This is a genomic window from Pseudomonas sp. LAP_36 (assembly GCF_019456785.1).
GTDB classification, from domain to species: domain Bacteria; phylum Pseudomonadota; class Gammaproteobacteria; order Pseudomonadales; family Pseudomonadaceae; genus Aquipseudomonas; species Aquipseudomonas tritici.
Genome location: NZ_JAHZMS010000008.1, coordinates 125,210 through 149,603, shown reverse-complemented (window position 1 = coordinate 149,603; position 24,394 = coordinate 125,210). Strand labels below are relative to the sequence as shown.

Annotated in this window: 22 protein-coding genes and 1 pseudogene; 6 read left to right on the top strand and 17 right to left on the bottom strand. The window is 62.2% G+C overall.

Going from position 1 to position 24,394, the window contains the following annotated elements; genetic code table 11:
- Positions 1 to 80: 80 nt before the first annotated feature.
- The 5 genes from JBO08_RS22845 to ribBA all read right to left on the bottom strand — a co-directional run bounded on the left by JBO08_RS22845 (position 81) and on the right by ribBA (position 5,346).
- Positions 81 to 1,235 (bottom strand): ABC transporter ATP-binding protein, encoded by a 1,155-nt coding sequence (locus JBO08_RS22845; protein WP_220074978.1) that lies wholly within the window; start codon positions 1,233 to 1,235, stop codon positions 81 to 83.
- A gap of 17 nt (positions 1,236 to 1,252) precedes the next feature.
- On the bottom strand, positions 1,253 to 2,062 hold the full coding sequence (locus JBO08_RS22840) for an ABC transporter permease (RefSeq protein WP_065871982.1): 810 nt from the start codon (positions 2,060 to 2,062) through the stop codon (positions 1,253 to 1,255).
- Between the two features lie 6 nt (positions 2,063 to 2,068).
- Positions 2,069 to 2,986, bottom strand: a complete 918-nt coding sequence (locus tag JBO08_RS22835; RefSeq protein ID WP_064052598.1) for an ABC transporter permease — start codon at positions 2,984 to 2,986, stop codon at positions 2,069 to 2,071.
- Positions 2,983 to 4,008 (bottom strand): ABC transporter substrate-binding protein, encoded by a 1,026-nt coding sequence (locus JBO08_RS22830; protein ID WP_065876286.1) that lies wholly within the window; start codon positions 4,006 to 4,008, stop codon positions 2,983 to 2,985. The genes JBO08_RS22835 and JBO08_RS22830 overlap by 4 nt, the downstream gene beginning before the upstream one ends.
- A gap of 228 nt (positions 4,009 to 4,236) precedes the next feature.
- Complete coding sequence (gene ribBA, locus JBO08_RS22825; protein ID WP_065876285.1) at positions 4,237 to 5,346, bottom strand: bifunctional 3,4-dihydroxy-2-butanone-4-phosphate synthase/GTP cyclohydrolase II; 1,110 nt, start codon at positions 5,344 to 5,346, stop codon at positions 4,237 to 4,239.
- A 69-nt stretch (positions 5,347 to 5,415) separates the two neighbouring features.
- On the opposite strand from ribBA, the gene JBO08_RS22820 reads away from it, so the two are divergent.
- The gene (locus JBO08_RS22820) at positions 5,416 to 5,709 is read left to right on the top strand and encodes a DUF1330 domain-containing protein (protein WP_065876284.1); all 294 of its coding nucleotides are present in this window, start codon (positions 5,416 to 5,418) and stop codon (positions 5,707 to 5,709) included.
- A 147-nt stretch (positions 5,710 to 5,856) separates the two neighbouring features.
- On the opposite strand, the gene JBO08_RS22815 is transcribed toward JBO08_RS22820, so the two are convergent.
- From JBO08_RS22815 to JBO08_RS22785, 7 genes are read right to left on the bottom strand one after another with little or no spacing between them, the layout of a single operon-like run.
- Positions 5,857 to 6,420 (bottom strand): NUDIX hydrolase, encoded by a 564-nt coding sequence (locus tag JBO08_RS22815; protein WP_065876283.1) that lies wholly within the window; start codon positions 6,418 to 6,420, stop codon positions 5,857 to 5,859.
- 2 nt (positions 6,421 to 6,422) lie between these two features.
- Positions 6,423 to 7,175, bottom strand: coding sequence for a GntR family transcriptional regulator (locus JBO08_RS22810; protein ID WP_049708916.1), 753 nt, complete (start codon positions 7,173 to 7,175; stop codon positions 6,423 to 6,425).
- Positions 7,176 to 7,198: 23 nt separating this feature from the next.
- Positions 7,199 to 7,588 carry a carboxymuconolactone decarboxylase family protein gene (locus JBO08_RS22805; RefSeq protein ID WP_065876282.1) on the bottom strand — a complete coding sequence of 130 codons (390 nt, stop codon included), beginning with the start codon at positions 7,586 to 7,588 and terminating at the stop codon, positions 7,199 to 7,201.
- A gap of 13 nt (positions 7,589 to 7,601) precedes the next feature.
- Entirely contained in the window at positions 7,602 to 8,087 is a 486-nt protein-coding gene (locus JBO08_RS22800; RefSeq protein ID WP_010567340.1) for a flavin reductase family protein, read from the bottom strand.
- Positions 8,088 to 8,099: 12 nt separating this feature from the next.
- Positions 8,100 to 9,581 carry an aldehyde dehydrogenase gene (locus JBO08_RS22795; RefSeq protein ID WP_065876281.1) on the bottom strand — a complete coding sequence of 494 codons (1,482 nt, stop codon included), beginning with the start codon at positions 9,579 to 9,581 and terminating at the stop codon, positions 8,100 to 8,102.
- Positions 9,578 to 10,411 (bottom strand): alpha/beta fold hydrolase, encoded by an 834-nt coding sequence (locus JBO08_RS22790; protein WP_049708912.1) that lies wholly within the window; start codon positions 10,409 to 10,411, stop codon positions 9,578 to 9,580. The genes JBO08_RS22795 and JBO08_RS22790 overlap by 4 nt, the downstream gene beginning before the upstream one ends.
- A 44-nt stretch (positions 10,412 to 10,455) precedes the next feature.
- Positions 10,456 to 11,046 carry an amino acid synthesis family protein gene (locus tag JBO08_RS22785; protein WP_049708911.1) on the bottom strand — a complete coding sequence of 197 codons (591 nt, stop codon included), beginning with the start codon at positions 11,044 to 11,046 and terminating at the stop codon, positions 10,456 to 10,458.
- Positions 11,047 to 11,470: 424 nt separating this feature from the next.
- Between JBO08_RS22785 and gabP the strand changes: the two genes are divergently transcribed.
- Positions 11,471 to 12,880 (top strand): GABA permease, encoded by a 1,410-nt coding sequence (gabP, locus tag JBO08_RS22780; RefSeq protein WP_065876280.1) that lies wholly within the window; start codon positions 11,471 to 11,473, stop codon positions 12,878 to 12,880.
- Positions 12,877 to 13,953, top strand: a complete 1,077-nt coding sequence (locus tag JBO08_RS22775) for a GlxA family transcriptional regulator (protein ID WP_065876279.1) — start codon at positions 12,877 to 12,879, stop codon at positions 13,951 to 13,953. The genes gabP and JBO08_RS22775 overlap by 4 nt, the downstream gene beginning before the upstream one ends.
- Positions 13,954 to 13,955: 2 nt before the next feature.
- Here the strand turns inward: JBO08_RS22775 and JBO08_RS22770 are convergent, their stop codons facing one another.
- From JBO08_RS22770 to JBO08_RS22755, 4 genes are all read right to left on the bottom strand, one after another.
- Complete coding sequence (locus JBO08_RS22770) at positions 13,956 to 15,299, bottom strand: cytochrome c (RefSeq protein ID WP_220074979.1); 1,344 nt, start codon at positions 15,297 to 15,299, stop codon at positions 13,956 to 13,958.
- Positions 15,300 to 15,315: 16 nt separating this feature from the next.
- Positions 15,316 to 17,541, bottom strand: a complete 2,226-nt coding sequence (locus JBO08_RS22765; protein ID WP_065876277.1) for a molybdopterin cofactor-binding domain-containing protein — start codon at positions 17,539 to 17,541, stop codon at positions 15,316 to 15,318.
- A complete protein-coding gene (locus JBO08_RS22760; RefSeq protein ID WP_065876276.1) occupies positions 17,541 to 17,996 on the bottom strand; it encodes a (2Fe-2S)-binding protein in 456 nt (151 codons plus the stop codon). The genes JBO08_RS22765 and JBO08_RS22760 overlap by 1 nt, the downstream gene beginning before the upstream one ends.
- A 149-nt stretch (positions 17,997 to 18,145) precedes the next feature.
- Positions 18,146 to 19,054, bottom strand: coding sequence for a LysR family transcriptional regulator (locus tag JBO08_RS22755; RefSeq protein ID WP_065876275.1), 909 nt, complete (start codon positions 19,052 to 19,054; stop codon positions 18,146 to 18,148).
- Between the two features lie 106 nt (positions 19,055 to 19,160).
- On the opposite strand from JBO08_RS22755, the gene JBO08_RS22750 reads away from it, so the two are divergent.
- Entirely contained in the window at positions 19,161 to 20,522 is a 1,362-nt protein-coding gene (locus JBO08_RS22750; protein WP_220074980.1) for an MFS transporter, read from the top strand.
- Positions 20,519 to 21,793, top strand: a complete 1,275-nt coding sequence (locus JBO08_RS22745) for a glucarate dehydratase family protein (RefSeq protein ID WP_065876274.1) — start codon at positions 20,519 to 20,521, stop codon at positions 21,791 to 21,793. The genes JBO08_RS22750 and JBO08_RS22745 overlap by 4 nt, the downstream gene beginning before the upstream one ends.
- Positions 21,794 to 21,848: 55 nt before the next feature.
- Here the strand turns inward: JBO08_RS22745 and JBO08_RS22740 are convergent, their stop codons facing one another.
- On the bottom strand, positions 21,849 to 23,531 hold the full coding sequence (locus JBO08_RS22740; RefSeq protein ID WP_065876273.1) for an AMP-binding protein: 1,683 nt from the start codon (positions 23,529 to 23,531) through the stop codon (positions 21,849 to 21,851).
- A 364-nt stretch (positions 23,532 to 23,895) separates the two neighbouring features.
- On the opposite strand from JBO08_RS22740, the pseudogene JBO08_RS22735 reads away from it, so the two are divergent.
- Positions 23,896 to 24,381 (top strand): annotated as a pseudogene (locus JBO08_RS22735) (XdhC family protein); the annotation flags it as partial.
- Between the last annotated feature and the right edge of the window lie 13 nt (positions 24,382 to 24,394).

Sequence of the window (24,394 nt, the reverse complement as noted above, 5' to 3'; positions counted from 1 at the left end):
GGAGCGGGCTTGCTCCCACATTTTGGATCGAGGTGTATCAACCGCCCCGTGCAACTTTAAAAGAGGGACCCAAGGGTGACTCAATGCGCGCCAGCCGCCTTGTTCAGGTCGCTTTCGGCCCACTCCGTATACACACACGCATCCGCCGTCGCCCAGCGCACACGTACCGGGTCGCCGGCCTTGAGCGGCATGCCCGCAGCGGACAACGCCTTGACCGTCATCGACGTGCCACCGAGGGTTTTCACCGTGCAGGTCTGGCTTTCACCGAGGAACAGCACTTCACCCACGATCGCCGATACTTCATTCCAGCCCGCCGCCAACGGCTGCTCGGCGGCCTGTTCGACATTCAGCGCCAGGGCTTTTTCCGGGCGCACCATCAACAGCACATCCTGCTCGGTGTGCAGCCCGATGGTCAGGCGGATCGACAGCGCCTGGCCTTCGAACGACGCCACTGCGTTGCCCTGGGCCTTGAGCTTGAGGAAGTTGGAGTTGCCGAGGAACGAGGCGACAAACGCGTTCGGCGGGTTCTGGTAGAGGTCGAAGCCGCTGCCCAGGCCGACGATCTTGCCGTGGCTGAAAATCGCGATGCGCTGGGACAGGCGCATGGCTTCTTCCTGGTCGTGGGTCACGTAGACGATGGTGATGCCCAGGCGCCGGTGCAGTTGGCGCAGTTCGTCTTGCAGGTCTTCACGCAGCTTCTTGTCGAGGGCGCCGAGGGGTTCGTCCATCAGCAGGATGCGTGGCTCGTACACCAGCGCGCGGGCGATGGCGACCCGTTGCTGCTGGCCGCCGGACAGTTGCGAAGGGCGGCGATGCGCAAACTCTTCCAGTTGCACCAGCTTAAGCATCGCATCGACGCGCTTTTCGCGTTCTGCGCTGGCCAGTTTGCGAATCGCCAGGGGGAAGGCGATGTTGTCGCGCACCGACAAATGCGGGAACAGCGAGTAACGCTGGAACACCATGCCGATGTCGCGCTTGTGCGGCGGCACGTTGACCAGGGATTGACCGCTGACCAGGATCTCGCCGCTGCTCGGCGTTTCGAAGCCGGCCAGCATCGACAGCGTGGTGCTTTTGCCCGAGCCGCTGGAGCCGAGGAAGGTGAGGAATTCGCCGTCCTGGATGTCCAGCGAGATGTTGTCCACGGCAGCGAATTCACCGTAGTGCTTGTTCAGGTTGCGCAGGCTGACCAGGGGGTGGCCGTGGCTCTGTGCGACATCGTTGATCACTGCACTCATGTTCTTCTCCTCGGCGCTCAGGCGCGGGTTTCGGTACGCCGGCGAACGGCGGCGGCAATCACCATGACCAGTACCGACAGGCCGATCAGCAGCGTCGACGCGACGGCGATCACAGGCGTCAGGTCCTGGCGCAGGGTGGTCCACATTTTTACGGGAAGGGTTTGCAGGGTCGGGCTGGCCATCATCACGCTGAGCACCACTTCGTCCCACGAGACCAGAAAGGCGAACAATGCGCCGGCCACCATCCCCGGGCGGATCGCCGGGAAGGTCACCTTGAACACCGCCTGCAAGCGCGAGGCGCCGCAGATCACCGCCGCGTCTTCAATCGACTGGTCGAACAGCTTCAGCGAGTTGATGATCGAGATGATGGTGAACGGCAGCGCAACGATCACATGGCTGACCACAAACGCGAACATCGTGCCGGTGTAGCCGAGCTTGAGGAACAGCGCGTACACCGCCACGGCGATGATCACCAAGGGCACGATCATCGGCAGGGTGAACAGGCCGTAGAGCAGCTCGCGGCCGGGGAAACGGCCACGCACCAGGGCAAAGGCGGTGGGCAAACCCAGCGCCACCGCGAAGATCGTGGTCAGCACCGCCACCTTGAGACTGGCCATCGCAGCGTTCATCCAATCCGCGTTGGAGAAGAACTGGCCGTACCATTTCAGCGTCCAGCCGGGCGGCGGGAACACCAGCCATTGCGATGAACCGAACGACAGCAGCACGATAAACACAATCGGCAGCAGCAGGAACAGGCCAATCAACCCGGTGGTGGTGTAGAGGCCCAAGCGCATCCTGCGGCTCATTGCATTGGGGGTCAGAAGCATGACGGCTTACCTCGCGTTGCTGGCGCCAACCGGGGATTCCGGCTGGAGCTTCAGGTAGAAGTAGAACAGCACCAGCGTGATGAAGATCAGCAACGCGGCGCCGGCACTGGCCAGGCCCCAATTAAGGAACGATTGCACCTGCTGGATGATGAACTCCGGCAGCATCATGTTCTGCGCACCGCCGAGTAGCGCCGGGGTGACGTAGTAACCGAGGGACATCACGAACACCATCAGGCCGCCGGAAAACAAGCCCGGCCGGCACAGCGGCAGGAAGACGCGGAAGAAGTTGGTCCACGGGCTGGCGCCGCAGATCGAGCCGGCCTGCAGGATCATCGGGTCGATGGCCTGCATGGTCGCCTGCAACGGCAGCACGATGAACGGGATCATGATGTAGCTCATGCCGATCACTACGCCCGTGAGGTTGTGCACCATCTCCAGGGGCACATCGATGATGCCCATGGCCATCAGCGCCTTGTTGATCACCCCGGAGGCTTGCAGCAAGACCAGCCAGGAGTAGGTGCGGGCGAGCAGGCTGGTCCACATCGACAGCAGCACGATGTTGAGGATCCAGCGTCCCCAGCCGCGTGGCACCAGGGTGATCGCCCAGGCCAGCGGAAAGCCCAGCAGCAGGCTGAACAAGGTCACCAGGCCCGCCACCGAGAACGTGTTGAGCAGCACTCGGGCGTAGGCCGAGTTGGCGAACAGTTGTTCATAGTTGCCCAGGCCCGGCACCGGCTCCAGCACGCCGCGCAGCAACAGGCCGATCAGCGGCGCCAGGAAGAACAGGCCGAGGAACAGCAGGGCCGGGATCAGGTTGCTCGACCCCCGCCAGCGCTGCGCCAGGGACGGCGCCCCGGCCTTGGCCGAAACCGCGCCGGCAGCGCCGAGGGCGCTCCCGGTCGGTGTGGTTGCCGTCATTTTCATTTGACTAGCCATTCATTCCACCGTGTCGCAATGGCCGGGCCGTTCTTGGCCCAGTAGGCGAAATCGAGGGTGATCTGATCCTTGACGTAGGCGGTCGGCAGGTTCGGCGCGAGTACCGAATCCAGGCGCTGCACACTGTCGATATTCACCGGTGCGTAGGCGGTCAGGTTGGAGAAGTCAGCCTGGCCCTTGGCGCTGCTGGCGTTGGCCAGGAATTTCATCGCGGCGGCTTTGTTCTTGCTGCCTTTAGGCACGACGAGGATGTCGGCCATCACCAGGTTCTGCTTCCAGCTCACGCCAACCGGCGCGCCGTCTTCCTGCAGGGCGTGAATGCGGCCGTTCCAGAACTGGCCCATGCTGACTTCGCCGGAGGCCAGCAGCTGTTGCGACTGCGCGCCGCCGCCCCACCAGACGATGTCTTTCTTGATGGTGTCGAGTTTCTTGAAGGCGCGGTCCAGGTCCAGCGGGTAGAGCTTGTCGGCGGCTACGCCGTCGGCCAGCAGCGCCAGTTCAAGCACGCCAGGGCTTGGCCATTTGTAGAGGGCGCGTTTGCCAGGGTAGGTCTTGGTGTCAAACAGCGCGGACCAATCCTGAGGCTTGCCAGCGCCGAGCTTGCCTTCGTTGTAGCCGAGCACGAAGGAGAAGAAGAACGAGCCCACACCATGGTCGGAGACAAACCGCGGGTCGATCTTGTCGCGCTGGATCACCGAGAAATCGAGGGGTTCGAGCAGGCCTTCGGCGGCGGCGCGCAGGGCGAAGTCGGCTTCGACATCCACCACGTCCCACTGCACGTTGCCGCTTTCGACCATGGCCTTGAGTTTGCCGTAGTCGGTGGGGCCATCCTGGACCACGGTAATGCCGCTGGCCTTGCTGAACGGGTCGGCCCAGGCCTGCTTCTGCGCATCCTGGGTGCTACCGCCCCAGCTCACGAAATTGACGCTTTCGGCTGCCAGGGCCGCGTGAGTGGCCGTAGCCAATAAACCCGCGAACAGCACCGCGGTTGCACGTTTGTTCAACACCATTTTCACGCCCTCATTTGTTTTGTTATTGAGCGGGCTTGGTAATGCCCGCCTATCGGGAGCAGTAGGTCCATCGGGAGCCTCTGATCGAGACCCCAAAAGGCGACCGTGCCAAGGGCTTTTATTGGTGCTCTCCCTGGCGGGCGCACTTGGCAGAAGCGTTCGGTCTATGGAATATCATATTATGGTATTCCAAACTTTGTGCAAGCATTTTGCCTTACCGGTTATCCGTCATTCGGTGAAGGGAATGCTCTCGATCACCTCCAGGTTGTAGCCGGTCAGCCCGGCGTATTTGAGGGGCGGGCCGAGGTGACGCAGCTTGCCGACGCCGAGGTCCTGCAAGATCTGCGCCCCGGTGCCCACTTCAGAATAGATGCGCGACTGCGAACGGTTGAACTGGCGCGGCGCCTGGGTCAGTTGCGGCACGCGTTCCAGCAGCGCCTGGGACGACTCATGGTTAGCCAGCACCACCACCACGCCGCTGCCTTCAGCGGCGACACGTTGCAAAGCCGCCCACAGCGTCCAGTTGGACGGGCCGCTGTAGTCGGCGCCGACCAGATCGCGCAGCGGGTCGATCACGTGCACGCGCACCAGCGCAGGTTCATCGCGGCGCAACTGGCCCATCACCATCGCCATGTGCACGCCGCCGTCGATGCGGTCTTCAAAGGTGATCAGGCGGAACGTGCCGTGCACCGTGGGTAGGTCGCGTTCGCCGATGCGCACCACGGTGCGTTCGGTGCTGAGGCGGTAGTGGATCAGGTCGGCGATGGTGCCGATCTTGATCCCGTGTTTGCGCGCGAAAATTTCCAGTTCGGGACGCCGCGCCATGGTGCCGTCGTCATTCATGACTTCTACGATCACTGAGGCGGGCGTGTGCCCGGCCAGGCGCGCCAGGTCGCAACCGGCCTCGGTATGGCCGGCGCGGGTCAGTACACCGCCGTCTTTAGCGCGCAACGGGAAGATATGCCCCGGCTGCACGATATCGGCAGGCCCGGCATTAATATCGACTGCGGCCGCGACGGTGCGCGCGCGATCGGCGGCTGAGATGCCGGTCGTCACGCCGGTGGCGGCCTCGATGGACACGGTAAACGCCGTGCTGAACACGCTGCCGTTGCTCGGCACCATCTGTTCCAGGCCCAGGCGCTGGCAATGTTCATCGGTGAGAGTCAGGCAGATCAGGCCACGGGCTTCGCGGGCCATGAAGCTGATAGTCTCGGCGGTGCAGCACGCTGCGGGCAGCAACAGGTCGCCTTCGTTTTCTCGGTCTTCGTCGTCCACCAGGAGCACCATCTTGCCCTGGCGGTAGTCTTCAATGATGTCTTCGATGCTGTTGAAGGACATGTAGGATGCTCGGTCAGTTGGTTGTATGTATTATGGTATACCACAAAAATACAGCAAGAGGATGTCACGATGAAGGCCTACTGGATTGCTCATGTGGATGTGTCTGATGCAGAGCAGTACACGCAATACACCCAACGCGCGCCGGCGGCGTTTGCCTTGTATGGCGGACGATTCCTGGCCAGGGGCGGGCGCAGCGAGGCGCTGGAAGGCGGGCCGGCACGCCAGCGGAATGTGGTGATCGAGTTCGACAGCTACGAGCAGGCGGTGGCTTGTTATGAGTCGGCGGAGTATCAGGCGGCGAAGGCGCACCGAGAGGGCGTGGGACAGGCGCAGATTATTATTGTGGAAGGCCTGGCACCTTAGATTTTTCGGGTGTAAGCCGATTTAAATGTGGGAGCGGGCTTGCTCGCGAAAGCGGTATGTCAGATACCGAATGAATCGACTGAAACTCCGCCTTCGCGAGCAAGTCGAACCGCCGCTCCCACATTTGTAACCGGTTCGGCCTGGAGGTTAGCGGATGAAGTGGATTTTTCCGCTGTCGTCATTCCCGATATAAATGCCATACACCCCAGCCTGCCGCTCTTCGATATACCGCTCGAGAATCTGCCTGATCGCCGGGTAGTAGATACTGTCCCAGGGAATATCCTCAGGCGCGAAGAACTTATAGTCCATGGTCTCCGGCCCGAACTCCCCGGTGATCTCCAGCGCAATGGCGCGGAAGATGATGTACACCTCGCTGATCCTGGGCACGCTGAAGATCGAGTAGGGCGAGAGGATCTCCGCGCGTACACCGCTTTCTTCCCAGACTTCGCGCAATGCGGCCTGTTCGGTGGTTTCGCCACCTTCCATGAAGCCGGCGGGCAGGGTCCAGGTGCCGGGGCGCGGTGGAATCGCGCGTTGGCACAGCAGGTATTTGCCGTCCTGCTCAATGATGCAGCCAGCGATGATCTTGGGGTTGATGTAATGGATATAGCCGCAGCCCCGGCACATCAGGCGCTCATGGGTATCGCCCGGTGGCAGCTGGTGACCGAGGTCACTGCCGCCGCATGTCGGGCAAAAGCTGGGGCTGGGCATGGTCAGTGACCTATGCGCGGTTCTTTGAGCGCGATGGGCAGGGTGATCTCGGGGAGTTTGCCGGTCTCTTCCTGTTTACGCTTGAGGTAATCCAGGGCCACGGCGGCGGCGGCGCGCACGTGATCGACACAGGCCTGGTGGGCGGCGAGGGGGTCACCGCTCTTGATCGCCTGGACCATGCGTTCCATTTCCTGGTTGCTGGCGCCACGGCGGTTTTCCTGGGACACCGAGGTCGCTCGCAAGTAGCTGATACGCGCCTGCAACTGGCGCAGCTGGGTGGCGGCCACATGGTTGCCGGAGCCTTCGAGCAGCACGTCGTAGAAACCCTGCACCGAATCGATCACTTGCTGCAATTCGCCTTCCTTGAGGGCCTTGCGGTTTTCCTCGAGGGCTTTTTCCAGGGCCTTGATGTCCTTGGCCTTGGCGCGCAGGGTGAATAACTGCACGATCAAGCCTTCAAGCACGCAACGCAGTTCATAAATATCGACGGCATCGGCGAGGGTAATGATCGCCACCTGCGGACCCTTGGCATCGGCGAACTCCACCAGACCTTCCGACTCCAGATGGCGCAAGGCTTCGCGCACCGAGGTGCGGCTGACGCCGAGGCGGTCGCACAGGTCGCGTTCCACCAGGCGGTCACCGGGCAGCAGTTGGAAGTTCATGATGGCGCTGCGCAGTTTCTCCAGCACGATTTCGCGCAGGGTGACCGGGTTGTGATTGACCTTGAAGCTGTCGTCGAGGGGCGCGCGTTTCATGGGGTCTGCTCTGAATGTAACGGTTAACTGGAGGCCTCGGCATCGGCTTCGGCGAAGGCTTCTCGGGCCAGCCGGAAGCTGTCCACGGCGGCGGGAACCCCGCAATAAATACCGACTTGAAGCAAAATTTCGCGTATTTGTTCACGACTCAGCCCGTTACGCAAGGCGCCGCGTACATGCAGCTTGAGTTCGTGGGGCCGATTGAGGGCCGAAATCATTGCCAAGTTTATCATGCTGCGTTCTTTAAGCGACAAGCCCTCCCGGCCCCACACGTGGCCCCAGCAGTACTCGGTGACCATCTCCTGCAGCGGCCGGGTAAAGTCGTCGGCATTCTCGATCGAGCGCTGCACGTAGGCTTCACCCAGGACCTGAGTACGAATCTTCAGGCCCTGCTCATATTTGTCGTTACGCATGCTTCAGCACTCCTCAGGCCAGGGTGGGCAGCGGGCCCAGCTTGCCTTTGTGATAGATCATCGGTGTGACCGGCTGCTCGGGCAGGATCAGGTTCTTCACCGCGCCGACGATGATCGCGTGATCGCCGCCGTCGTATTCGCGCCACAGTTCGCACTCGATGATCGCGGTGGCCTTGGCCAGCAGCGGGTTGCCCAGTTCGCTCAAGTGCCACTCGATACCTTTGGCTTTTTCCTTGCCCTTGCTGGCAAAGGCATAGGCTTCGGCGGTCTGGTCGGCTGACAGTAAGTGAATCGCAAAGCGCTTGCTGTCGCGCAGGATCGGGTAGGTGTCGGAGGCGTAGTTGGGGCAGAACAGCACCAGCGCCGGGTCGATCGACAGCGCGCTGAACGCACTGGCGGTAATGCCGACGATGCCGCCGTCCGGGTCAAGGGTGGTAACCACCGTGACGCCGGAAGGGAAGGAGCTCATGACGTCTTTGTAAATGCCGGGTTCGATCATGGTGGTGGACTCTTAACGCATCACAAAAGGATCAGGCATGGGCGCCTGGGAGAGGTTGATCCACACCGTCTTCAGCTCGGTGTAGGCCAGCACCGAATCGATGCCGCTTTCACGTCCGTAGCCGCTGTTCTTGAAGCCGCCGATGGGCGCCATGGCCGAGACGGCACGGTAGGTGTTGACCCAGATGATGCCCGAACGCACGTCGCGGGCCAGGCGATGGGCGCGGCCCAGGTCACGGGTCCAGATGCCGGCGGCAAGGCCGAACTGCGAGTCGTTGGCGATGGCCAGCGCTTCGGCCTCGTCCTTGAAACGGATGACCGACGCCACCGGACCGAACACTTCTTCCTGCATGATCTTCATCGAGTTGCGGTCGCACTCGAACAACGTCGGTTCGTAGAACCAGCCTTCGCCAAGGTTCTGCGGGCGCTTGCCGCCGGTACGCAGGCGTGCACCTTCAGCGATGGCATCCGCCACCAGGCCTTCGACCACGGCCAGTTGCTGTGCGGTGGCCATGGGGCCCATTTCACTGGCGTCGTCCTGAGGGTTGCCGATGCGGATACGCTGGGCGCGCGCCACCAGGCGCTCGACGAACTCGTCGTAGATTTCATCCTGCACCAGCAGGCGCGAACCGGAGACGCAACTCTGGCCGGACGCAGCATAAATGCCGGCAATCGCACCATTGATGGCGCTGTCCAGGTCCGCGTCGGCAAAGATGATATTCGGTGACTTGCCGCCCAATTCCAGGGATAACTTGGCGAAGTTCTCCGCGCTGCTGCGCACCACATGCCGCGCCGTGGCCGCGCCGCCGGTAAAGGCGATCTTGCGCACCAGCGGGTGGCGGGTGAGGGCGGCGCCGGTACTGGGGCCATACCCTGTGACCACGTTGACCACGCCAGGTGGGATGCCCGCTTCCAGGGCCAGGCGCGCCAGTTCGAGGATGGTCGCCGAGGCATGCTCGGAGGGTTTGATTACGATGGTATTGCCTGCTGCCAGGGCCGGCGCGAGTTTGATCGCGGTCAGGTACAGCGGGCTGTTCCATGGAATGATCGCGGCGACCACGCCCATGGCTTCGTGCACGGTGTAGGCGAAGAGGTCGGGCTTGTCGAGGGGCAGGGTGCCGCCTTCGAGCTTGTCGGCCAGGCCTGCGGTGTAGTGGAAGAACTCCGGCAGGTAGGTGACCTGGCCACGGGTTTCGCGGATCAGCTTGCCGTTGTCGCGGCTTTCCAGCTGGGCCAGTTGCTCTTTGTTCTCGGCGATCAGGTCACCGAGGCGGCGCAGCAGTTTACCCCGCGCGGTGGCGGTGAGGCCACGCCAGGCCGGGCTGTCAAAGGCCGTTTGGGCCGCCTGTACGGCGCGCTCCACATCCGCTTCGTCGGCGTCGGGCAGTTGCGCCCAGGGCTCGGCCAGGGCCGGGTTAAGGCTGTCGAAGGTCTTGCCGGAAAGGGCATCGACCCATTCACCGCCGATGCACATCTGGAAGCGTTCAAGCGTCATGCAACGATCCCCTTTATTGGATTATTTTGGGCGTATACGGTGTCAAGAAACCCCAGCAGCAACTGATTGACCAGGCGCGGCGATTCCACCGGCATCATATGCCGTTGCTCAGCCAGCACCGCAACCGTGGCCCCCGGAATACGATCGGCGAGTTGCCGGGCCATTTCCGGCGTCGAGCCGGGGTCCAGTTCGCCGGTGGCGACCAGGGTGGGGGCGCGCAGACCCTTGAGGTCATCGGCGCGGTACATGTCCTGGGTTGCAAACAGCTCATACGTGGTCAGGTAGCCTTGGGGGTCGTTGCCCGCCAGGGTCTGACGCAGCGCGGCGATCTGCGCCGGGTTGGCCGCCTGGTATTCGCGGCTGAACCAACGCGACAGCGCCGCTTCGGCATTCGCATCCGGCCCGTGTTCGGCGGCCTGGGCGGTGCGTTCGATCACGCCGGCACGCTGCTCGGGGCTGCGGTTGAACACACTGTTGAGCACCACCAGGCTTTTGAGGCGGTCGGGGTAGTGCAGGGCAAACGCTCGCGCCACCAAACCGCCCATGGAAAACCCGATCACAGTGGCCTGGGGCAGTTGCAGGTGGTCGAGCAGCTCCAGCAGTTGGTCGGCATAACCCAGCAGCGGCGTGCCGGCGGCCGGGCGCGGGCTGGCGCCATGGCCGAGCATGTCGTAGGTGATCACGCGGTAGTGTGTGGCCAGGCCAACGACTTGCCCGCCCCACATTTCTTTGTTCAGGCCCACGCCGTGGATCAAAACCACAGGCTGGCCTTGGCCGGTCGCCAGATAACTGGTGCCAGCCGGGGTGCGTTCAGCGGTGAGCCGAATCATGGAGCGCTCCTGCATGCCTTTTTTTATTGGGGGGCTTGCCTGGCTTACTGGGCCTTTTCGGCGGCCAGTTCTTCCAGGTCGATATACCGGTTGCCGATGCGCGGGTGCAGGCGGCCGCCATCGGCGCAACCCAGCACCACGACGATTTCGTCGGCCCGCGGCGCGTCTTCGATCTGCATTTCCAGGGTGATGTAGTGCGAGCGCAGGCCTTCGTCGTCCTTGTGCATCATCGGGATCTGGATCGAGGTGCCCGGGCCGCCGCGCTTGTTGGTGAAGCTCAGGTAGCTTTTGGCTTTGACCGCTTCGCGGTAGTGGTTGCCGAAACGCAGGGTATGGATGATCGCGCTGGCATGTTCGATCTCGCCGTCGGCACCGACCACAGCCGCTTTACCGTAGGCCTCAATGTTCTCGGCACCGCCGATGATGCCCACCAGGCGCTCGACCATCAACGCGCCGAGGTCGGAGCAATTGGCACGGATCTCCGGCTTCAGGTCTTCGACAAAACCACGGCCCAGCCAGGGGTTTTTCAGCACAACGGCCAGGCCGACCATTTTCACGGGGGTGTCGGAGGCTTTGCCGCCTTCGATGAAGGTTTCTTCTACGTAGCTGACGATCTTGCGGATTTCGAAACTCATGGCTGCTCCAACGGGATGCGATTGGTTTGCGTATGATGGTATACCATAATACCAGAAGCGCAAGAGTCAGAAATAAACCGAGGACGCAGTGATGCGATGAAAGGTCCAAGAGATGACTTTTTGTGGCGGGGTGTAAACGTCTGCTCATCAAGGTGAGTGGTGTGGAGCAGGGAGCACCACGTGGTCATGAACGTTGTCGACAATCAGCAAGGCGAACACGCCGGGGCTCCGCGAGAGTCTGCCCATAACAGAGCGGTATAAACGCAGGCCCCGCACCGATGTCGATATCAGACCAATCCCTGCCGCTTTCAGGCTGTTTTCAGGGAAGTCAGGCCGCGTAAGGTGACCCATCATTAAGAAATGATGATCGCCTGACCCTTCAGTCAGTACGCCCTGACGTCGATCACCGAGAACAACAAAAACAATGAATAGCCTGAACTCCAACGATTCGAACGGCCAGTTGGCGCAGGGCTTCAAGCCGCGTCATGTCACCATGCTTTCCATTGCGGGCATCATCGGCGCGGGGTTGTTCGTCGGTTCCGGACACGCGATCGCCGCGGCTGGGCCGGCAGTGCTGCTGGCCTATCTGTTCTCCGGCACGCTGGTGGTGCTGGTCATGCGCATGTTGGGGGAGATGGCGGTGGCCAACCCCGATACAGGGTCATTCTCGACCTATGCCGACCAGGCCATCGGCCGCTGGGCCGGGTTCACCATCGGTTGGTTGTACTGGTGGTTCTGGGTGCTGGTGATCCCCATCGAAGCCCTGGCCGCCGGGCATATTCTCAACCAGTGGTTCCCACAGATCGACGCTTGGCTGTTTGCCTTGCTGTCGATCTTTTTGTTGGTGGTCACCAATCTGTTCAGCGTGTCCAAGTACGGTGAGTTCGAGTTTTGGTTCGCCATGGCGAAAGTGATTGCGATCATCGGCTTCATCGGTCTGGGCTTCGCGGTGTTGATGGGCTGGATTCCCGAGCGGGAGGCCAGTGGCTTGAGCCGATTGATGGAGGACCATGGCGGTTTTGCGCCTAACGGGCTGTCGGCAGTGGTCGGGGCTTTCATCACGATCATGTTCAGTTTCATCGGCACCGAAGCGGTCACCATCGCAGCGGCCGAATCCAGCAACCCGGCGCAGAACATCGCCCGGGCCACGCGCTCGGTGATGTGGCGCATCGGCGTGTTCTACCTGTTGTCGATTTTCGTGGTGATTTCCGTGGTGCCATGGAATGACCCGCTGTTGGCGTCTGTAGGCTCGTATCAACGGGCGCTGGAGCTGATGAACATTCCCCACGCCAAACTGCTGGTGGATGGGGTGGTGTTGATCGCCGTGGCCAGTTGCATGAATTCCTCGATCTACATCGCCTCGCGCATGCTGTTTTCCCTGGGCAAGCGGGGCGACGCACCCAAGCTGATGAGGAAGACTTCGGCGGCGAGCGTGCCGAGGGCGGCGGTGATTGCCAGCACGATCCTGGGCGCGGGAGTGACTCTGTTCAGCTACTTCGCGCCGGCCGGGCTGTTCCAGTTCCTGCTGGCCAGTTCGGGCGCCATCGCCTTGCTGGTGTACCTGGTGATCGCCATTTCCCAGTTGCGCATGCGCAAGATCCTACGGCAGCGCAACGTCACGCTGACCTTCCAGATGTGGCTGTTTCCGTGGCTGACCTGGTTGGTCATTGCGTTCATCTGTACCGCATTGACGGTGATGCTGGTGACCCCCGAGCACCGTTCTGAAGTGTCCTCGACAATCGGCCTGGCCTTGATAATTTCCCTGATCGGCTTGCTCACCGCGCGGCAGCCTGAACGCGCGCAAAAAACAGTGGCCGCAGCTTCGCAGCCATGAGTGCCCGTCCTGTCAGCAGCATCGTTTTCGTGTTGCTGGACCAGTTCACCTTGATGTCACTGGCGGCTGCAGTCGAGCCGTTGCGCATGGCCAATCAGCTGTCCGGCCAGGAGCTTTACAAGTGGCATACCGCGAGCCCGGACGGCAACCCTGTGTGGGCCAGTGACGGCGTGCCCATCACGCCTGACGGTTCGATACTCGGCGTGCCGCCCGCCGACATTGTGATTGTCTGTGGCGGCATCGGCATCCAGGGCACCGTGACTGGCGAGCTGGTCAAGTGGTTGCGCAGCCAGGCGCGTTACGCCAAGCGACTGGGCGGTATTTGTACCGGTAGCTTTGTGTTGGCGCGGGCCGGCTTGCTGGATGGCTATGAATGCAGCGTGCATTGGGAGTGGTTGGCCGCCATGCAGGAGGCCTTCCCACGGGTGACTGTCAGTTCCAGCCTGTTCAGCCTCGACCGGGACCGTCTCACCAGCTCGGGCGGTACCGCGCCCTTGGACATGATGCTGCACTTGATCGGTCGGGATCACGGGCATGAGCTGTCGGCGGCCATTTCCGACATGTTTGTGTACGAGCGGATCCGCAACGAGCAGGACCATCAGCGCGTGCCCCTCAAGCATATGCTGGGCACCCAGCAACCCAAGTTGCAGGAAATCGTGGCCTTGATGGAGGCGAACTTGGAGGAACCGATCAACTTGGACGAGCTGGCCGCGTATGTCGCGTTGTCGCGTCGCCAACTTGAGCGCATGTTCCAGAAGTACCTGCACTGTTCGCCTTCGCGCTATTACCTCAGGCTGCGGCTGATCCGTGCGCGGCAGTTGCTCAAGCAGACACCCATTTCAATCGTGGAATTGGCCGTGCTTTGTGGCTTTGTGTCCACGCCGCACTTTTCCAAGTGCTACCGCGAATACTTCGGCGTACCGCCCAGCGATGAGCGTTCAGTCACGGACAGCGAGCGATCCGTCGTGCTCAAGCCGGTGCTGCACGCGTTGCCTGCGCCCGCGCCCATGAACGTGTTGGAGCAGGCGCGGGGCGAGGCAACGTTTGCCAGCGTGAAGAACCTGAAGTCCTGAATTCAGCGCATATGCAGGATGATCGGGCTGCTGCTCGCCGGGTCGGTATGCCCGCGCAACTTGCCCACCGCCTTCGCCTCAACCGCACCGCCGTTATTACCCCAGGTGCCGCGCACGTAGCTCAGCACCTCAGCAATTTCCTGGTCGGACAATTGCTCGCGAAACGCCGGCATGTGGTAGGCGTCGGGTACGCCGGCGGCGACCACGCGTTGCGAGCCGTTGAGGGTGATGTTGATCGCGGAGGCGCTTTCCTTGGCCAGTGCCGACGTGGCGCCGGCCAGGGGCGGCATCCACTCGGGCTGGCCCTTGCCGTCCAGGCCATGGCACGAGGCGCAACGGGTCGCGTAAGTGCGGGCGCCGGGGACGTCCTGGTTCGTGCTCACCGCCTGATACTGCCAGGGCGTGCCGTCGCGCTGCGGGTCGCCAGGCAGCGACTTGAGATAGCGCGCGATGGCGGCCAAGTCGTCGTCCTGCATGAACTGCGTGGAATTGTTGAAGGCTTCGGTCATTGAGCCATAGACCACTGCATGCGCGTTACGCCCGGTCTTGAGGAACTGCACGATCTGCGGCTCAGTCCAGCGTCCCAGCCCGGTGTTGGGGTCCTGGCGCAGGCTCGGTGCGTACCAGCCGTCGAGCAGGGCGCCGGCGAGGAACGGCTTGCCGGATTCATCCAGGGCTTTTTCGTTAAAGGCCAGGCCGCGTGGTGTGTGGCAGCTGCCGCAGTGGCCGGGGCCCTGGACGATATAGGCGCCGCGGTTCCACAGCGCGTCCTGGTCTGGCTTGGCTGCATAGGTAGCGGTTGGGGCGAACACGCCGTTCCACAGTGCGATGGGCCAGCGCATATTCAACGGCCAGGGAATATCGCTGGGGATATTCGGTTGGTTGGCCGGCTGTATGCCCTGCATGAAGAACGCGTACAGCGCTTTTATGTCGTCATCGCTGAGTTTTACGTAGGACGGGTAGGGCATGGCCGGGTACAGCCGTCGCCCACCCGGCGCCACGCCATGGCGCACTGCGCGGTCGAAGTCAGCCAGGCTGTAAGTGCCGATCCCGGTGTTTTTGTCCGGCGTGATGTTGGTGGCGTGAATCGCCCCCAACGGCGTGGCCATTTCCAGCCCTCCGGCGAACGGCGCCTTGCCTGCCAAACTGTGGCAGGCCACGCAATCGCTGAGGCGGGCGACATACTCGCCACGGCTGACCAAGGCGGGTTCGAAGCTGGCACCCGCCTGTTCCTGTTCGAACGCAGTAGCAGGTTCACGGGTGACATACCAGGCCAGCAGGCCTGCGGCGACCAGGCAGGGCAGCGCCAGCCAGCCTGCGGTTCTTGCGAATCGACGGTTGTTCATGGGCGTTTCCTGAGGGTCAGCTGAAAGTGTGTCGGCTCAAAGGCAGGCTGCGCACGCGCTGGCCCGTCAACTGCGCCACCGCATTGGCCACGGCCGGTGCCACGGCGGGCAACGGCGGCTCGCCGATACCGCCCATTTTTTCGCCACTCTCGACCACCCGTACATGCACCCGCGCCATCTGTGCGGGCGCCAGGATCGGGTACAGGTCGTAGTTGCGCGCCCGTGGTTTTCCATCCACGTACACCGCTTCTTCCAGCAAGGTCTGGGACAAGCCCAACGCCACGGCACCATTGACCTGCGCCTCGACAATCGCCGGGTTGACGATGCTGCCCGGGTCGATGGCCTGCCAGATATCGTGCACCTTGACCTTCCCATTCTCGATGGACACTTCGGCGATCGCTGCCGTGTGGGAGCCGAACGGCGAGGCCATGGCCACGCCGCGAGCGCGTCGGGTGCCGTCCTCGGCGGTGAAGGGGCCACGCTTCCAGCCACCGGACAATTCACCCGCCACTTGCAGCAACGTGGTCAGCCGTGGGTTGTCGCGCAGCAAATGCAAGCGCAGCTCATAGGGATCATGTCCGCCTTTGTCCGCCAGCTCGTCGAGAAACGACTCATAGAAGAAGTCGTTGAGCGAGTTGCCCACCGAACGCCAATAGCCGAGCATGGGCGCGCCTTTGACGTAGATCTGCGCGATGCGTTTGTTGGGAATGGTGTAGGACTTGCCCGACAACCCTTCGAGGGCCGTGGGGTCGATTTTATCGCCCTGTTTGCCGGCAAGCGCTTCGGTCGGGCCTTCGGTCGCGCTGACCGCTTCGATGGCCACCGGGAAGCCTTTGTCATCCAGTGCGGCACGGAACTTGACCACGGCCACCGGGCGCAGCACGTCGCGCAGGAATTCTTCTTCACGGCTCCAGATCAGCTTGATCGGACGCCCCACTGCCTTGGCCAGCGCAATGGCCTGCGGGTAGGGGTTGGCCGAGTCATACAAGAAGTGCCGCCCAAAAAAGCCCCCCAGCAATGGCGAGTGCAGGGTGATTTTGTCGAGGTCGAGGCCGGTGCGCTTGGCGATGTCGGCGCGGAACATGTCCGGCGCCTGGTTAGGCAGCCAGATCTCCAGGGTGCCATCGGGGTTGAAGCGTGCGAGGGCGGATGGCGGTTCCAACTGGGCGTGGTTGAGGTACTGGTTGTGATACGTCGCTTCGATTTTGGTCTTGGCGCCTGACAGTGCGGCCGCCACGTCACCTTCGTTTTCGTCGTCACGGGCCGGGCCTTGCTGGGCGGCGAGGAAGTCGCGGTGCTTGTCGCTGGAGAAGTCCGCCGGCATGACGCGCAGTGTCGAGTCGGCAGCCGCTTCTTGCCAGTCGACCTGGACCGCTTCAACCGCACGCTTGGCGTGCCACCAACGTTCAGCCACCACCGCCACTGCGCCGGGGAGCACGTGCACCGAATGCACGCCTTTCATGGCTTGCACGTGTGACTGGTTACGCAGGCTGCCCACGGTCATGCCCAGGCGTGGCGCATGCTGCACAGCCGCGTGAAGCATGCCGTCGACTTTCAGGTCGATGCTGTATTGCGCCTTGCCGGTGGATTTGTCGTAGGCATCCAGGCGTTTGACCGGCTTGCCGATCCAGCGGAACTGGCTTGGGTCGCGCAGCGTGATGCTGGCCGGGTCGGGCACCGGCATGTCCAGGGCGCGACTGGCCAATTCGCCGTAGCCCAACGAACGGCCGGAAGCCGTATGTACCACCCGGCCAGGCTGGGTGGTCAGTTCGGCAACCGGTACACCCAACTGCGCGGCACCGGCTTGCAGCAGCATCGCGCGGGCGAGGGCGCCCAGGCGGCGCATGGTCGGGTAGCTCATGCGCACCGACATGCTGCCGCCGGTGATGCGCAGGCCGTTGTCCATCACCACATACGCTTCGCCGGGTGGCGCGGCTTCGACGATAAACGTAGCGGGGTCGGCATCCAGCTCTTCGCCGACAATCTGCGCCATGGCGGTGTGGGTGCCTTGTCCGCCTTCCATGAACGGACTGAGCAGGCGCACCGTGCCGTCCGGGCGAATTTCAAGAAACGCCGGCACCTGAGTGCCACGTTCTGCCGCGTTGGCCGTGGCCGCCTGCACCCTCGACGCGCCAAGCGGCAGGCCGAAACCGATCACCAGCGCGCCCACCGCCGTGCTCGCCAGGAAGCGGCGGCGCGACAGGTTTACCGGTGCTTCGAGCAGTTCATTGAGGATGCTCATCAGACGCTCTCCTGCTTGGCCAGTGCGTCGACCGCCGCATGGATGGCGTTATAGGTGCCGCAACGACACAGGTTGATCATCGCCGCGTCGATCTGCGCCTTGCTAGGGGCGGGGGTGTGCTTGAGCAGCGCAGTCGCGGCCATTACCTGCCCGGACTGGCAATACCCGCATTGCGCCACCTGATGCTCGACCCAGGTCGCGACCACACGCTTGCCCACCTCATCGTCTTCAATCGCTTCGATGGTGGTGATTTCACGCCCGACCACGCCGGCCACTGGCGTGACACACGAGCGCACCACATTACCGTCCACCAGCACCGAGCAGGCCCCGCACTGGGCCAGGCCGCAGCCGTATTTGGTGCCGGTCAGGCCCAGGTCGTCGCGGATCACCCATAGCAGTGGCGTGTCGGCGTCGGCTTCGACCTGATAGGTTTTCTGGTTGATTCGTAATTCCATGGCTCACCTGCTGATCATCGGTGTATGCGGCCATTTTTAGTATGAGGTTGCGGCGGCCGCTCATTGTCGAACTCTAGACCACGGTGCAAGGGCTATCTATCCGAAATCCGAGAAGTCGGAGGATCAGGCAAGTATTCAAGAGGATTGAGCTAGCGTGCCTGATCCCATTCTTGACGTACCGCACTGCGAATCCCGTCCAGCAACATTGCAAACGCCGGGTTGTCGTTGTTCTCGCGCCAGATCAAATGCAGCTCACTTTGCGCCCCTTCGCCCAAGTCGATATCGCGGAACACCACGTTCTTGAACACCACACTGCTGGCGCAACGCGGCACCAGTGCCAGGCCCATACCGGCATTGACCAGCGCCAGGATGGTCAGGGATGACCCCAGCCACTGCACAAACTCCGGAGCAACGCGCGCTGAGCGCAGCAGGCCGGTGAGCAGTTCGTTGAACGGCGGGTAGGCCGAGTGGGCGTACATCAGGAAGGGCTGGGCGTCCAAGTCGTGCACGCTGACCGTCTCGGCATTGGCCAACCGATGGCTGCTGGGAACTGCCAGCACGAAGGGCTCGCGCACCAGGCATTCGGTGGCGTAGCCCGGCTCCAGCAGCGGCGCGCGGACAATCCCCAGGTCGATCCGGCGGGCGCGCAGCGCTTCATATTGCTGGTAGGTGTTCATCTCTGACAGGTCGATCTTCACCTGGGGCTGCCGGAGCCGCGCCTCGGCGATCACGCGTGGCAAAAACTCGTACACCGCGCTGCCGACGAAGCTGATATTGACCGTGCCGATATCGCCCTCAGCGAAGCGACGCGCCGTCACCGCCGCTTGCTGGGCACGTTCCAGCAAGTTCTGCGCCTCGATAAAAAAGGCGCGGCCGGCGGCGGTGAGGGCAACGCTGCGGGTGGTGCGGGCAAACAGTTCGACCCCCAAGTGATGTTCCAGCAATTGGATCTGTCGGCTGAGCGGCGGCTGGGTCATGTTCAGCCGTTCGGCCGCGCGCCGAAAATTCAGCTCGGTGGCCACAGTGGTGAAGCAACGCAGTTGAGTGAGCTCGAACATTGATCTAATCCAGGTATCAATCGGATGCCAAGTTAGATTAGACGGGATCAATGCCCGACGTCCATGATCAACGCGTCCCTAAAAAAACAATGATTGGGAGTTGCCCTTGGACACTGTTCAGAATCCGCCAGACCCGACCGTGCTCGCCCGTGCGGCCACCAAGGTCAAGCGTCATGTACTGCCATTATTTGTGGTGATGTTCATCGTCAACTACATCGACCGGGTCAACATTGGCTTTGTGCGCAGCCATTTGGAGATCGACCTGGGCATTGGCGCGGCCGCCTACGGCCTCGGTGCCGGTTTGTTCTTCATTGGCTACGCGATCTTTGAAGTGCCGTCCAACCTGCTCCTGCAGCGCTACGGCGCAAGGGCCTGGCTGACGCGCATCATGTTCACCTGGGGCGCGGCCGCGATGGCCATGGCCTTCGTCAAAGGTGAAACCAGTTTTTATGTCCTGCGTTTTGTCCTCGGCGCCGCCGAGGCGGGTTTTTTTTCCGGTGTCATCTACTACTTCACGCAGTGGCTGCCAGCCTCCGAGCGCGGCAAGGCCATGGCGATTTTCCTCAGCGGCTCTGCCATTGCCTCGGTGATTTCCGGCCCGGTGTCGGGGGCCTTGCTGCACATCAATGGTTTTAGCCTGCATGGCTGGCAGTGGATGTTTCTGATTGAAGGGTTTGCCTCGATCGTGCTCTGTGGCTTTGTATGGTTCTGGTTGCAGTCCCGTCCCGATCAGGCGACATGGCTCAGCGCAGAGGAAAAACACGCGTTGGTGAGTGCCATCGAGGCGGAACAGCTAGCGCGTGAAGCCGTCCGGACTGTCCGACCCTCGATGTTCAAGCTGCTCGCCGACAGACAAATCGCGCTGTTTTGCTTTATTTACTTTTCCATCGCCCTGACCATCTATGGCGCCACCTTCTGGCTGCCCAGCATGATCAAGAAAATGGGCAACCTGGGCGACTTCCAGGTGGGCTTGTTCAATTCGATTCCCTGGTTGATTTCCATCGTCGCCATGTACGGTTTCGCCGCCCTCGCCAGCAAATGGAAGCACCAGCAGGCATGGGTTGCGCTGATGCTGGTGATTGCCGCGTTCGGTATGTTCATGTCTACCACCGGCGGGCCGGTGTTCGCCTTTGTCGCCATCTGTTTTGCCGCGATTGGCTTCAAGGCCGCCTCTGCCTTGTTCTGGCCAATTCCCCAGGGTTATCTGGATGCCCGGATCGCCGCGGCGGTGATTGCCTTGATCAATTCGGTCGGCAACCTGGGAGGCTTTGTCGCCCCCACCACCTTTGGTTTGCTGGAACAGTCCACCGGCTCCATCGAAGGCGGGCTGTATGGCCTGGCCGCTACCTCCCTGGTGGCGGCGGTGGTGGTGTTTTTTGCGCGCACCGCACCAAGGGGCACCGTGCCCCCCACACCGACTACACATCAGCACGCTTCGCGTCCAGGCCCACAGGGAGCAGCCTCTTGAAAATCGTCCGCGTTACCGTCACGCCCATTGCCTTTCGCGACCCGCCGCTGCTTAACGCCAGCGGTATCCACGAAGCCTTCGCGCTGCGCTCGATCATCGAGGTCGAGAGCGACACCGGCTACATCGGCCTTGGCGAAAGCTACGGCGATGCCCCGGCGCTGGCGATCCAGCAACAGGTGCAGCCGCAACTGATCGGCCTCGATCCCTTCAACCTGAACGGGCTGCGTGCAATCGTCCAGGCCACGGTGGCCGCGCACAAGCCCGTGAGCCTCAGCGGCGCAGAACTGGCGCCGGGCTCCCACGCCAGCAAGGCCGTGAGCAATGCCTATTCGGCGTTCGAAGTGGCCTTGCTCGACCTCCAGGCCCACGCCTTGAACGTGCCGCTGGTGGACTTGCTCGGTGGGGCGATCCGCGACCGGATCCCGTTCAGTGCCTACTTGTTTTTCAAGTACGCCGAACACATCGACTCGCCCTACAAGCCCGACAGCTGGGGCGAAGCGCTCAACGAAGAGCAGATCGTCGCCCAGGCCCGGCGGATGATCGAAGCCTACGGCTTCAAAAGCATCAAGCTCAAGGCCGGCGCGCTGGAACCGGAACATGAGGTGCGCTGCATCAAGGCGCTGAAAAAAGCTTTCCCCGGCGTGCCGCTGCGCATCGACCCGAATGGCAATTGGTCGCTGGAAACCTCGATTCGCATGGCTGAACTGCTGGGCGATGACCTGCAGTATTACGAAGACCCGACCCCGGGCCTGGACGGCATGGCCGAGCTGCACAAACGCACCGGCCTCCCGCTGGCGACCAATATGGTGGTCACCGATTTCGACGAGTTCCGCCGCAGCGTAGCGCTGAACAGCGTGCAGATCGTCCTCGCCGATCACCACTACTGGGGCGGCCTGCGCGACACCCAGGTGTTGGCCAAGATGTGCCAGACCTTCGGCCTGGGCGTGTCGATGCACTCCAATTCACACCTGGGCATCAGCCTGATGGCGATGGCCCATGTGGCCGCGTCGGTGCCCAACCTTGATTACGCTTGCGACACCCATTACCCCTGGCAGGAGCCGGACGAGGAAGTCATCAAGGGCGGCAAGGTGCCGATTGTCGATGGCTGCGTGACGATTACCCGTGCACCGGGGCTGGGCTTGGAACTTGACCATGACCAACTGGGCAAGCTGCATGACCAGTACCTCAGTTGCGGCATTCGCCAGCGCGACGACGTAAAACAGATGCAGCGTTACCAGCCGGATTGGAAGACTGTGAAACCGCGTTTCTGAAGCTTGGTCGCTTCGCTTTGCCCGGTGACACATCCGCGTGTGTCACCGGGCTTTTTTATGCGAAATCTTCCTCGAAGTGTTCCTGCTCGCCGCGTGTATCGCTCTGACGACGCAGTACCTCCATCTGGCGCAGTTCAACGCGGCGGATCTTGCCGGAAATGGTCTTGGGCAGCTCGGTGACGAACTCGATACGTCGCACCCGCTTGTAGGGCGCTAGGTGTTCGCGGGCAAAGGCCAGGATATGCCGGGCCAGCTCGGCGCTGCCGGGGGCATCATGGGCCAGGATCAGGAATGCCTTGGGCACGGCGAGGCGCACGGGATCGGGGCTGGGCACTACGGCCACTTCCATCACTGCCGGGTGTTCGATCAATGCGCTTTCCAGCTCGAATGGGCTGATGCGGTAGTCGGAGGCCTTGAACACATCGTCGGCGCGGCCCACGAAAGTGATGTAGCCGTCGGCGTCGATTTGCGCGGTGTCGCCGGTGCGGTAATAGCCGTCACGCATGACTTCTGCAGTTTTTTCCGGGCTGTCTTCGTAGCCCAGCATCAGGCCGAGCGGGCGCACGTCCAGGGGCAGGGCGACTTCGCCTTCATTGGCGGGGTTGCCATCCGGGTCGAGCAGGGCCACGTGATAGCCCGGCAGCGGGCGGCCCATGGAGCCTGGCTTGAGCAACTGCCCAGGAGTGTTGCCCACCAGCGCCGTGGTTTCCGACTGACCGAAACCATCACGCAGCGGCAACCCCCAGGCCTGCTGGATCTGCTCGATGATTTCCGGGTTCAGTGGCTCACCGGCGCCGACCAGTTCGCGCAGGTTCAGGCGCGATTTGTAGCTGGCCAGATCTTCCTGGATCAGCATGCGCCACACGGTGGGCGGCGCGCACAGGCTGGTTACGCCGTAACGTTCCAATGCACTGAGCAAGGCCGGCGCGCTAAACCGCGCGACGTTATGGATAAAAATGCAGGCGCCGGCGTTCCACGGCGCAAACAGGCAGCTCCAAGCATGCTTGGCCCACCCCGGTGAGGAAATATTTAGGTGCAGGTCGCCCGGCTGCAGGCCGATCCAGTACATCGTCGACAGATGGCCCACCGGGTAGCTCTGGTGGCTGTGCAACACCATCTTCGGTTTTGATGTGGTGCCCGAGGTGAAATACAGCAGCATCGGGTCGGTGGCCAGGGTGCGGCCTTCGGCTTCGAACTGCTCGGGATATTCATAGGCGGCGCTGTGTGCGACCCAGCCGGCAGGCGCCGAACCCACGCAGATGCGGCTGCAGCCTTCAGCCAGCCCGGCGAATTTGCTCACATGTGCCTCGCCGACCACCAAGTGACGAACCTGCCCGCGCTCAATACGGTCACGCAGGTCGTCGGCATTCAGCAGGGCGGTGGCGGGGATGACCACTGCACCGAGCTTGAAGGCGGCGAGCATGGTTTCCCAAAGCGCCACATCATTGCCGAGCATCAGCAGTACGCGATCACCGCGCCCAACCCCGTGGGCGCGCAGGTGGTTGGCCACTTGGTTCGAACGTGCGGCCAGTTGCTCGAAGCTGTAGCGCTGCTCGCTGCCGTCTTCCTCGACGATCCACAGCGCATTGGCCGCATTGCCCTCCGCCATGGCGTCGAAATAGTCCAGGGCCCAGTTGAATTCGCCCAGTTGCGGCCAGCGGAAATCCCGTACGGCAGTGGCGTAGTCGGTGCGGTGAGCGAGTAGAAAATCCCGAGCGGCCAGGAAGGGCTGGGTCATGGTGGCTGTCCTTAATTATTGTTGTGGGACTGGCCCTCGGCCGAACCGAGAGGCTGGGCCGAGTATAGGCACGCATAAATCAGAGCAGAACGCCCAAAAACACCAGAGCGTTGTGCAAAAAAGTCATGCCTGTGGCATTCCTCATATGAGGCCGCGTGTTCAGGCTTGTCGTTGGATTGGGCAACAAAATCCCTCGATCAGGCAATTGCCCCAGCGCGTCACCCCACATACTCAAGTCAATACAGTCCGAGTTGAGAGGGCCGGTTCGCAACGCATGAAAAATCTAGACCTTCAGGTAATCCAGCAAGCACTGGCATGGCTCGAGCAAGGCCATAGCGTATGGCGAGGGAGGGCTCGCGCCGTCATTGGCGCTGCCCTGCGCCTGCTGATTGCCGGTCTGTCGCCAGTGGCGGAGTTTTGTGCCGGTTTTGCAGCGGCGTTGGGTTTTGAAGTGATTGTGTGCGACCCGCGACCCGAGTTGACGGACGGTTTCACGATGGCGGGCGTTGAGTTGGTCAAGCTGTTTCCAGCCACCTATATTGCTCAAGGGGGTTGCCACGCCGCCACGGCCATCGTGGCCCTGACGCATGACCCGCGCATGGACGATCTGACGTTGTTGGAGGCGGTCAGGACTCCGGCGTTTTACATCGGCGCCATGGGTTCCAGGCGCACCAGCGAAAAGCGTATGGAGCGTGTCCAGCGTATTGGTGGAATAGGGCAGCAGGACCTTGACCGCATTCATGCACCGATTGGCCTGAAACTTGGCAGCAAGACCCCGGCAGAGATTGCCCTTGCGGTCATGGCGGATATCGTTCGCGTGAGCAACGGTGTCTCGCGTGACCAGTTGTAGACCTGACCTTGTG

Excerpts from the sequence above, each read along its gene's own strand:
- JBO08_RS22845 (WP_220074978.1), bottom strand. The coding sequence starts at position 1,235 with ATGAGTGCAGTGATCAACGATGTCGCACAGAGCCACGGCCACCCCCTG.
- JBO08_RS22840 (WP_065871982.1), bottom strand. The coding sequence starts at position 2,062 with ATGCTTCTGACCCCCAATGCAATGAGCCGCAGGATGCGCTTGGGCCTC.
- JBO08_RS22835 (WP_064052598.1), bottom strand. The coding sequence starts at position 2,986 with ATGAAAATGACGGCAACCACACCGACCGGGAGCGCCCTCGGCGCTGCC.
- JBO08_RS22830 (WP_065876286.1), bottom strand. The coding sequence starts at position 4,008 with ATGGTGTTGAACAAACGTGCAACCGCGGTGCTGTTCGCGGGTTTATTG.
- ribBA (WP_065876285.1), bottom strand. The coding sequence starts at position 5,346 with ATGTCCTTCAACAGCATCGAAGACATCATTGAAGACTACCGCCAGGGC.
- JBO08_RS22820 (WP_065876284.1), top strand. The coding sequence starts at position 5,416 with ATGAAGGCCTACTGGATTGCTCATGTGGATGTGTCTGATGCAGAGCAG.
- JBO08_RS22815 (WP_065876283.1), bottom strand. The coding sequence starts at position 6,420 with ATGCCCAGCCCCAGCTTTTGCCCGACATGCGGCGGCAGTGACCTCGGT.
- JBO08_RS22810 (WP_049708916.1), bottom strand. The coding sequence starts at position 7,175 with ATGAAACGCGCGCCCCTCGACGACAGCTTCAAGGTCAATCACAACCCG.
- JBO08_RS22805 (WP_065876282.1), bottom strand. The coding sequence starts at position 7,588 with ATGCGTAACGACAAATATGAGCAGGGCCTGAAGATTCGTACTCAGGTC.
- JBO08_RS22800 (WP_010567340.1), bottom strand. The coding sequence starts at position 8,087 with ATGATCGAACCCGGCATTTACAAAGACGTCATGAGCTCCTTCCCTTCC.
- JBO08_RS22795 (WP_065876281.1), bottom strand. The coding sequence starts at position 9,581 with ATGACGCTTGAACGCTTCCAGATGTGCATCGGCGGTGAATGGGTCGAT.
- JBO08_RS22790 (WP_049708912.1), bottom strand. The coding sequence starts at position 10,411 with ATGATTCGGCTCACCGCTGAACGCACCCCGGCTGGCACCAGTTATCTG.
- JBO08_RS22785 (WP_049708911.1), bottom strand. The coding sequence starts at position 11,046 with ATGAGTTTCGAAATCCGCAAGATCGTCAGCTACGTAGAAGAAACCTTC.
- gabP (WP_065876280.1), top strand. The coding sequence starts at position 11,471 with ATGAATAGCCTGAACTCCAACGATTCGAACGGCCAGTTGGCGCAGGGC.
- JBO08_RS22775 (WP_065876279.1), top strand. The coding sequence starts at position 12,877 with ATGAGTGCCCGTCCTGTCAGCAGCATCGTTTTCGTGTTGCTGGACCAG.
- JBO08_RS22770 (WP_220074979.1), bottom strand. The coding sequence starts at position 15,299 with ATGAACAACCGTCGATTCGCAAGAACCGCAGGCTGGCTGGCGCTGCCC.
- JBO08_RS22765 (WP_065876277.1), bottom strand. The coding sequence starts at position 17,541 with ATGAGCATCCTCAATGAACTGCTCGAAGCACCGGTAAACCTGTCGCGC.
- JBO08_RS22760 (WP_065876276.1), bottom strand. The coding sequence starts at position 17,996 with ATGGAATTACGAATCAACCAGAAAACCTATCAGGTCGAAGCCGACGCC.
- JBO08_RS22755 (WP_065876275.1), bottom strand. The coding sequence starts at position 19,054 with ATGTTCGAGCTCACTCAACTGCGTTGCTTCACCACTGTGGCCACCGAG.
- JBO08_RS22740 (WP_065876273.1), bottom strand. The coding sequence starts at position 23,531 with ATGACCCAGCCCTTCCTGGCCGCTCGGGATTTTCTACTCGCTCACCGC.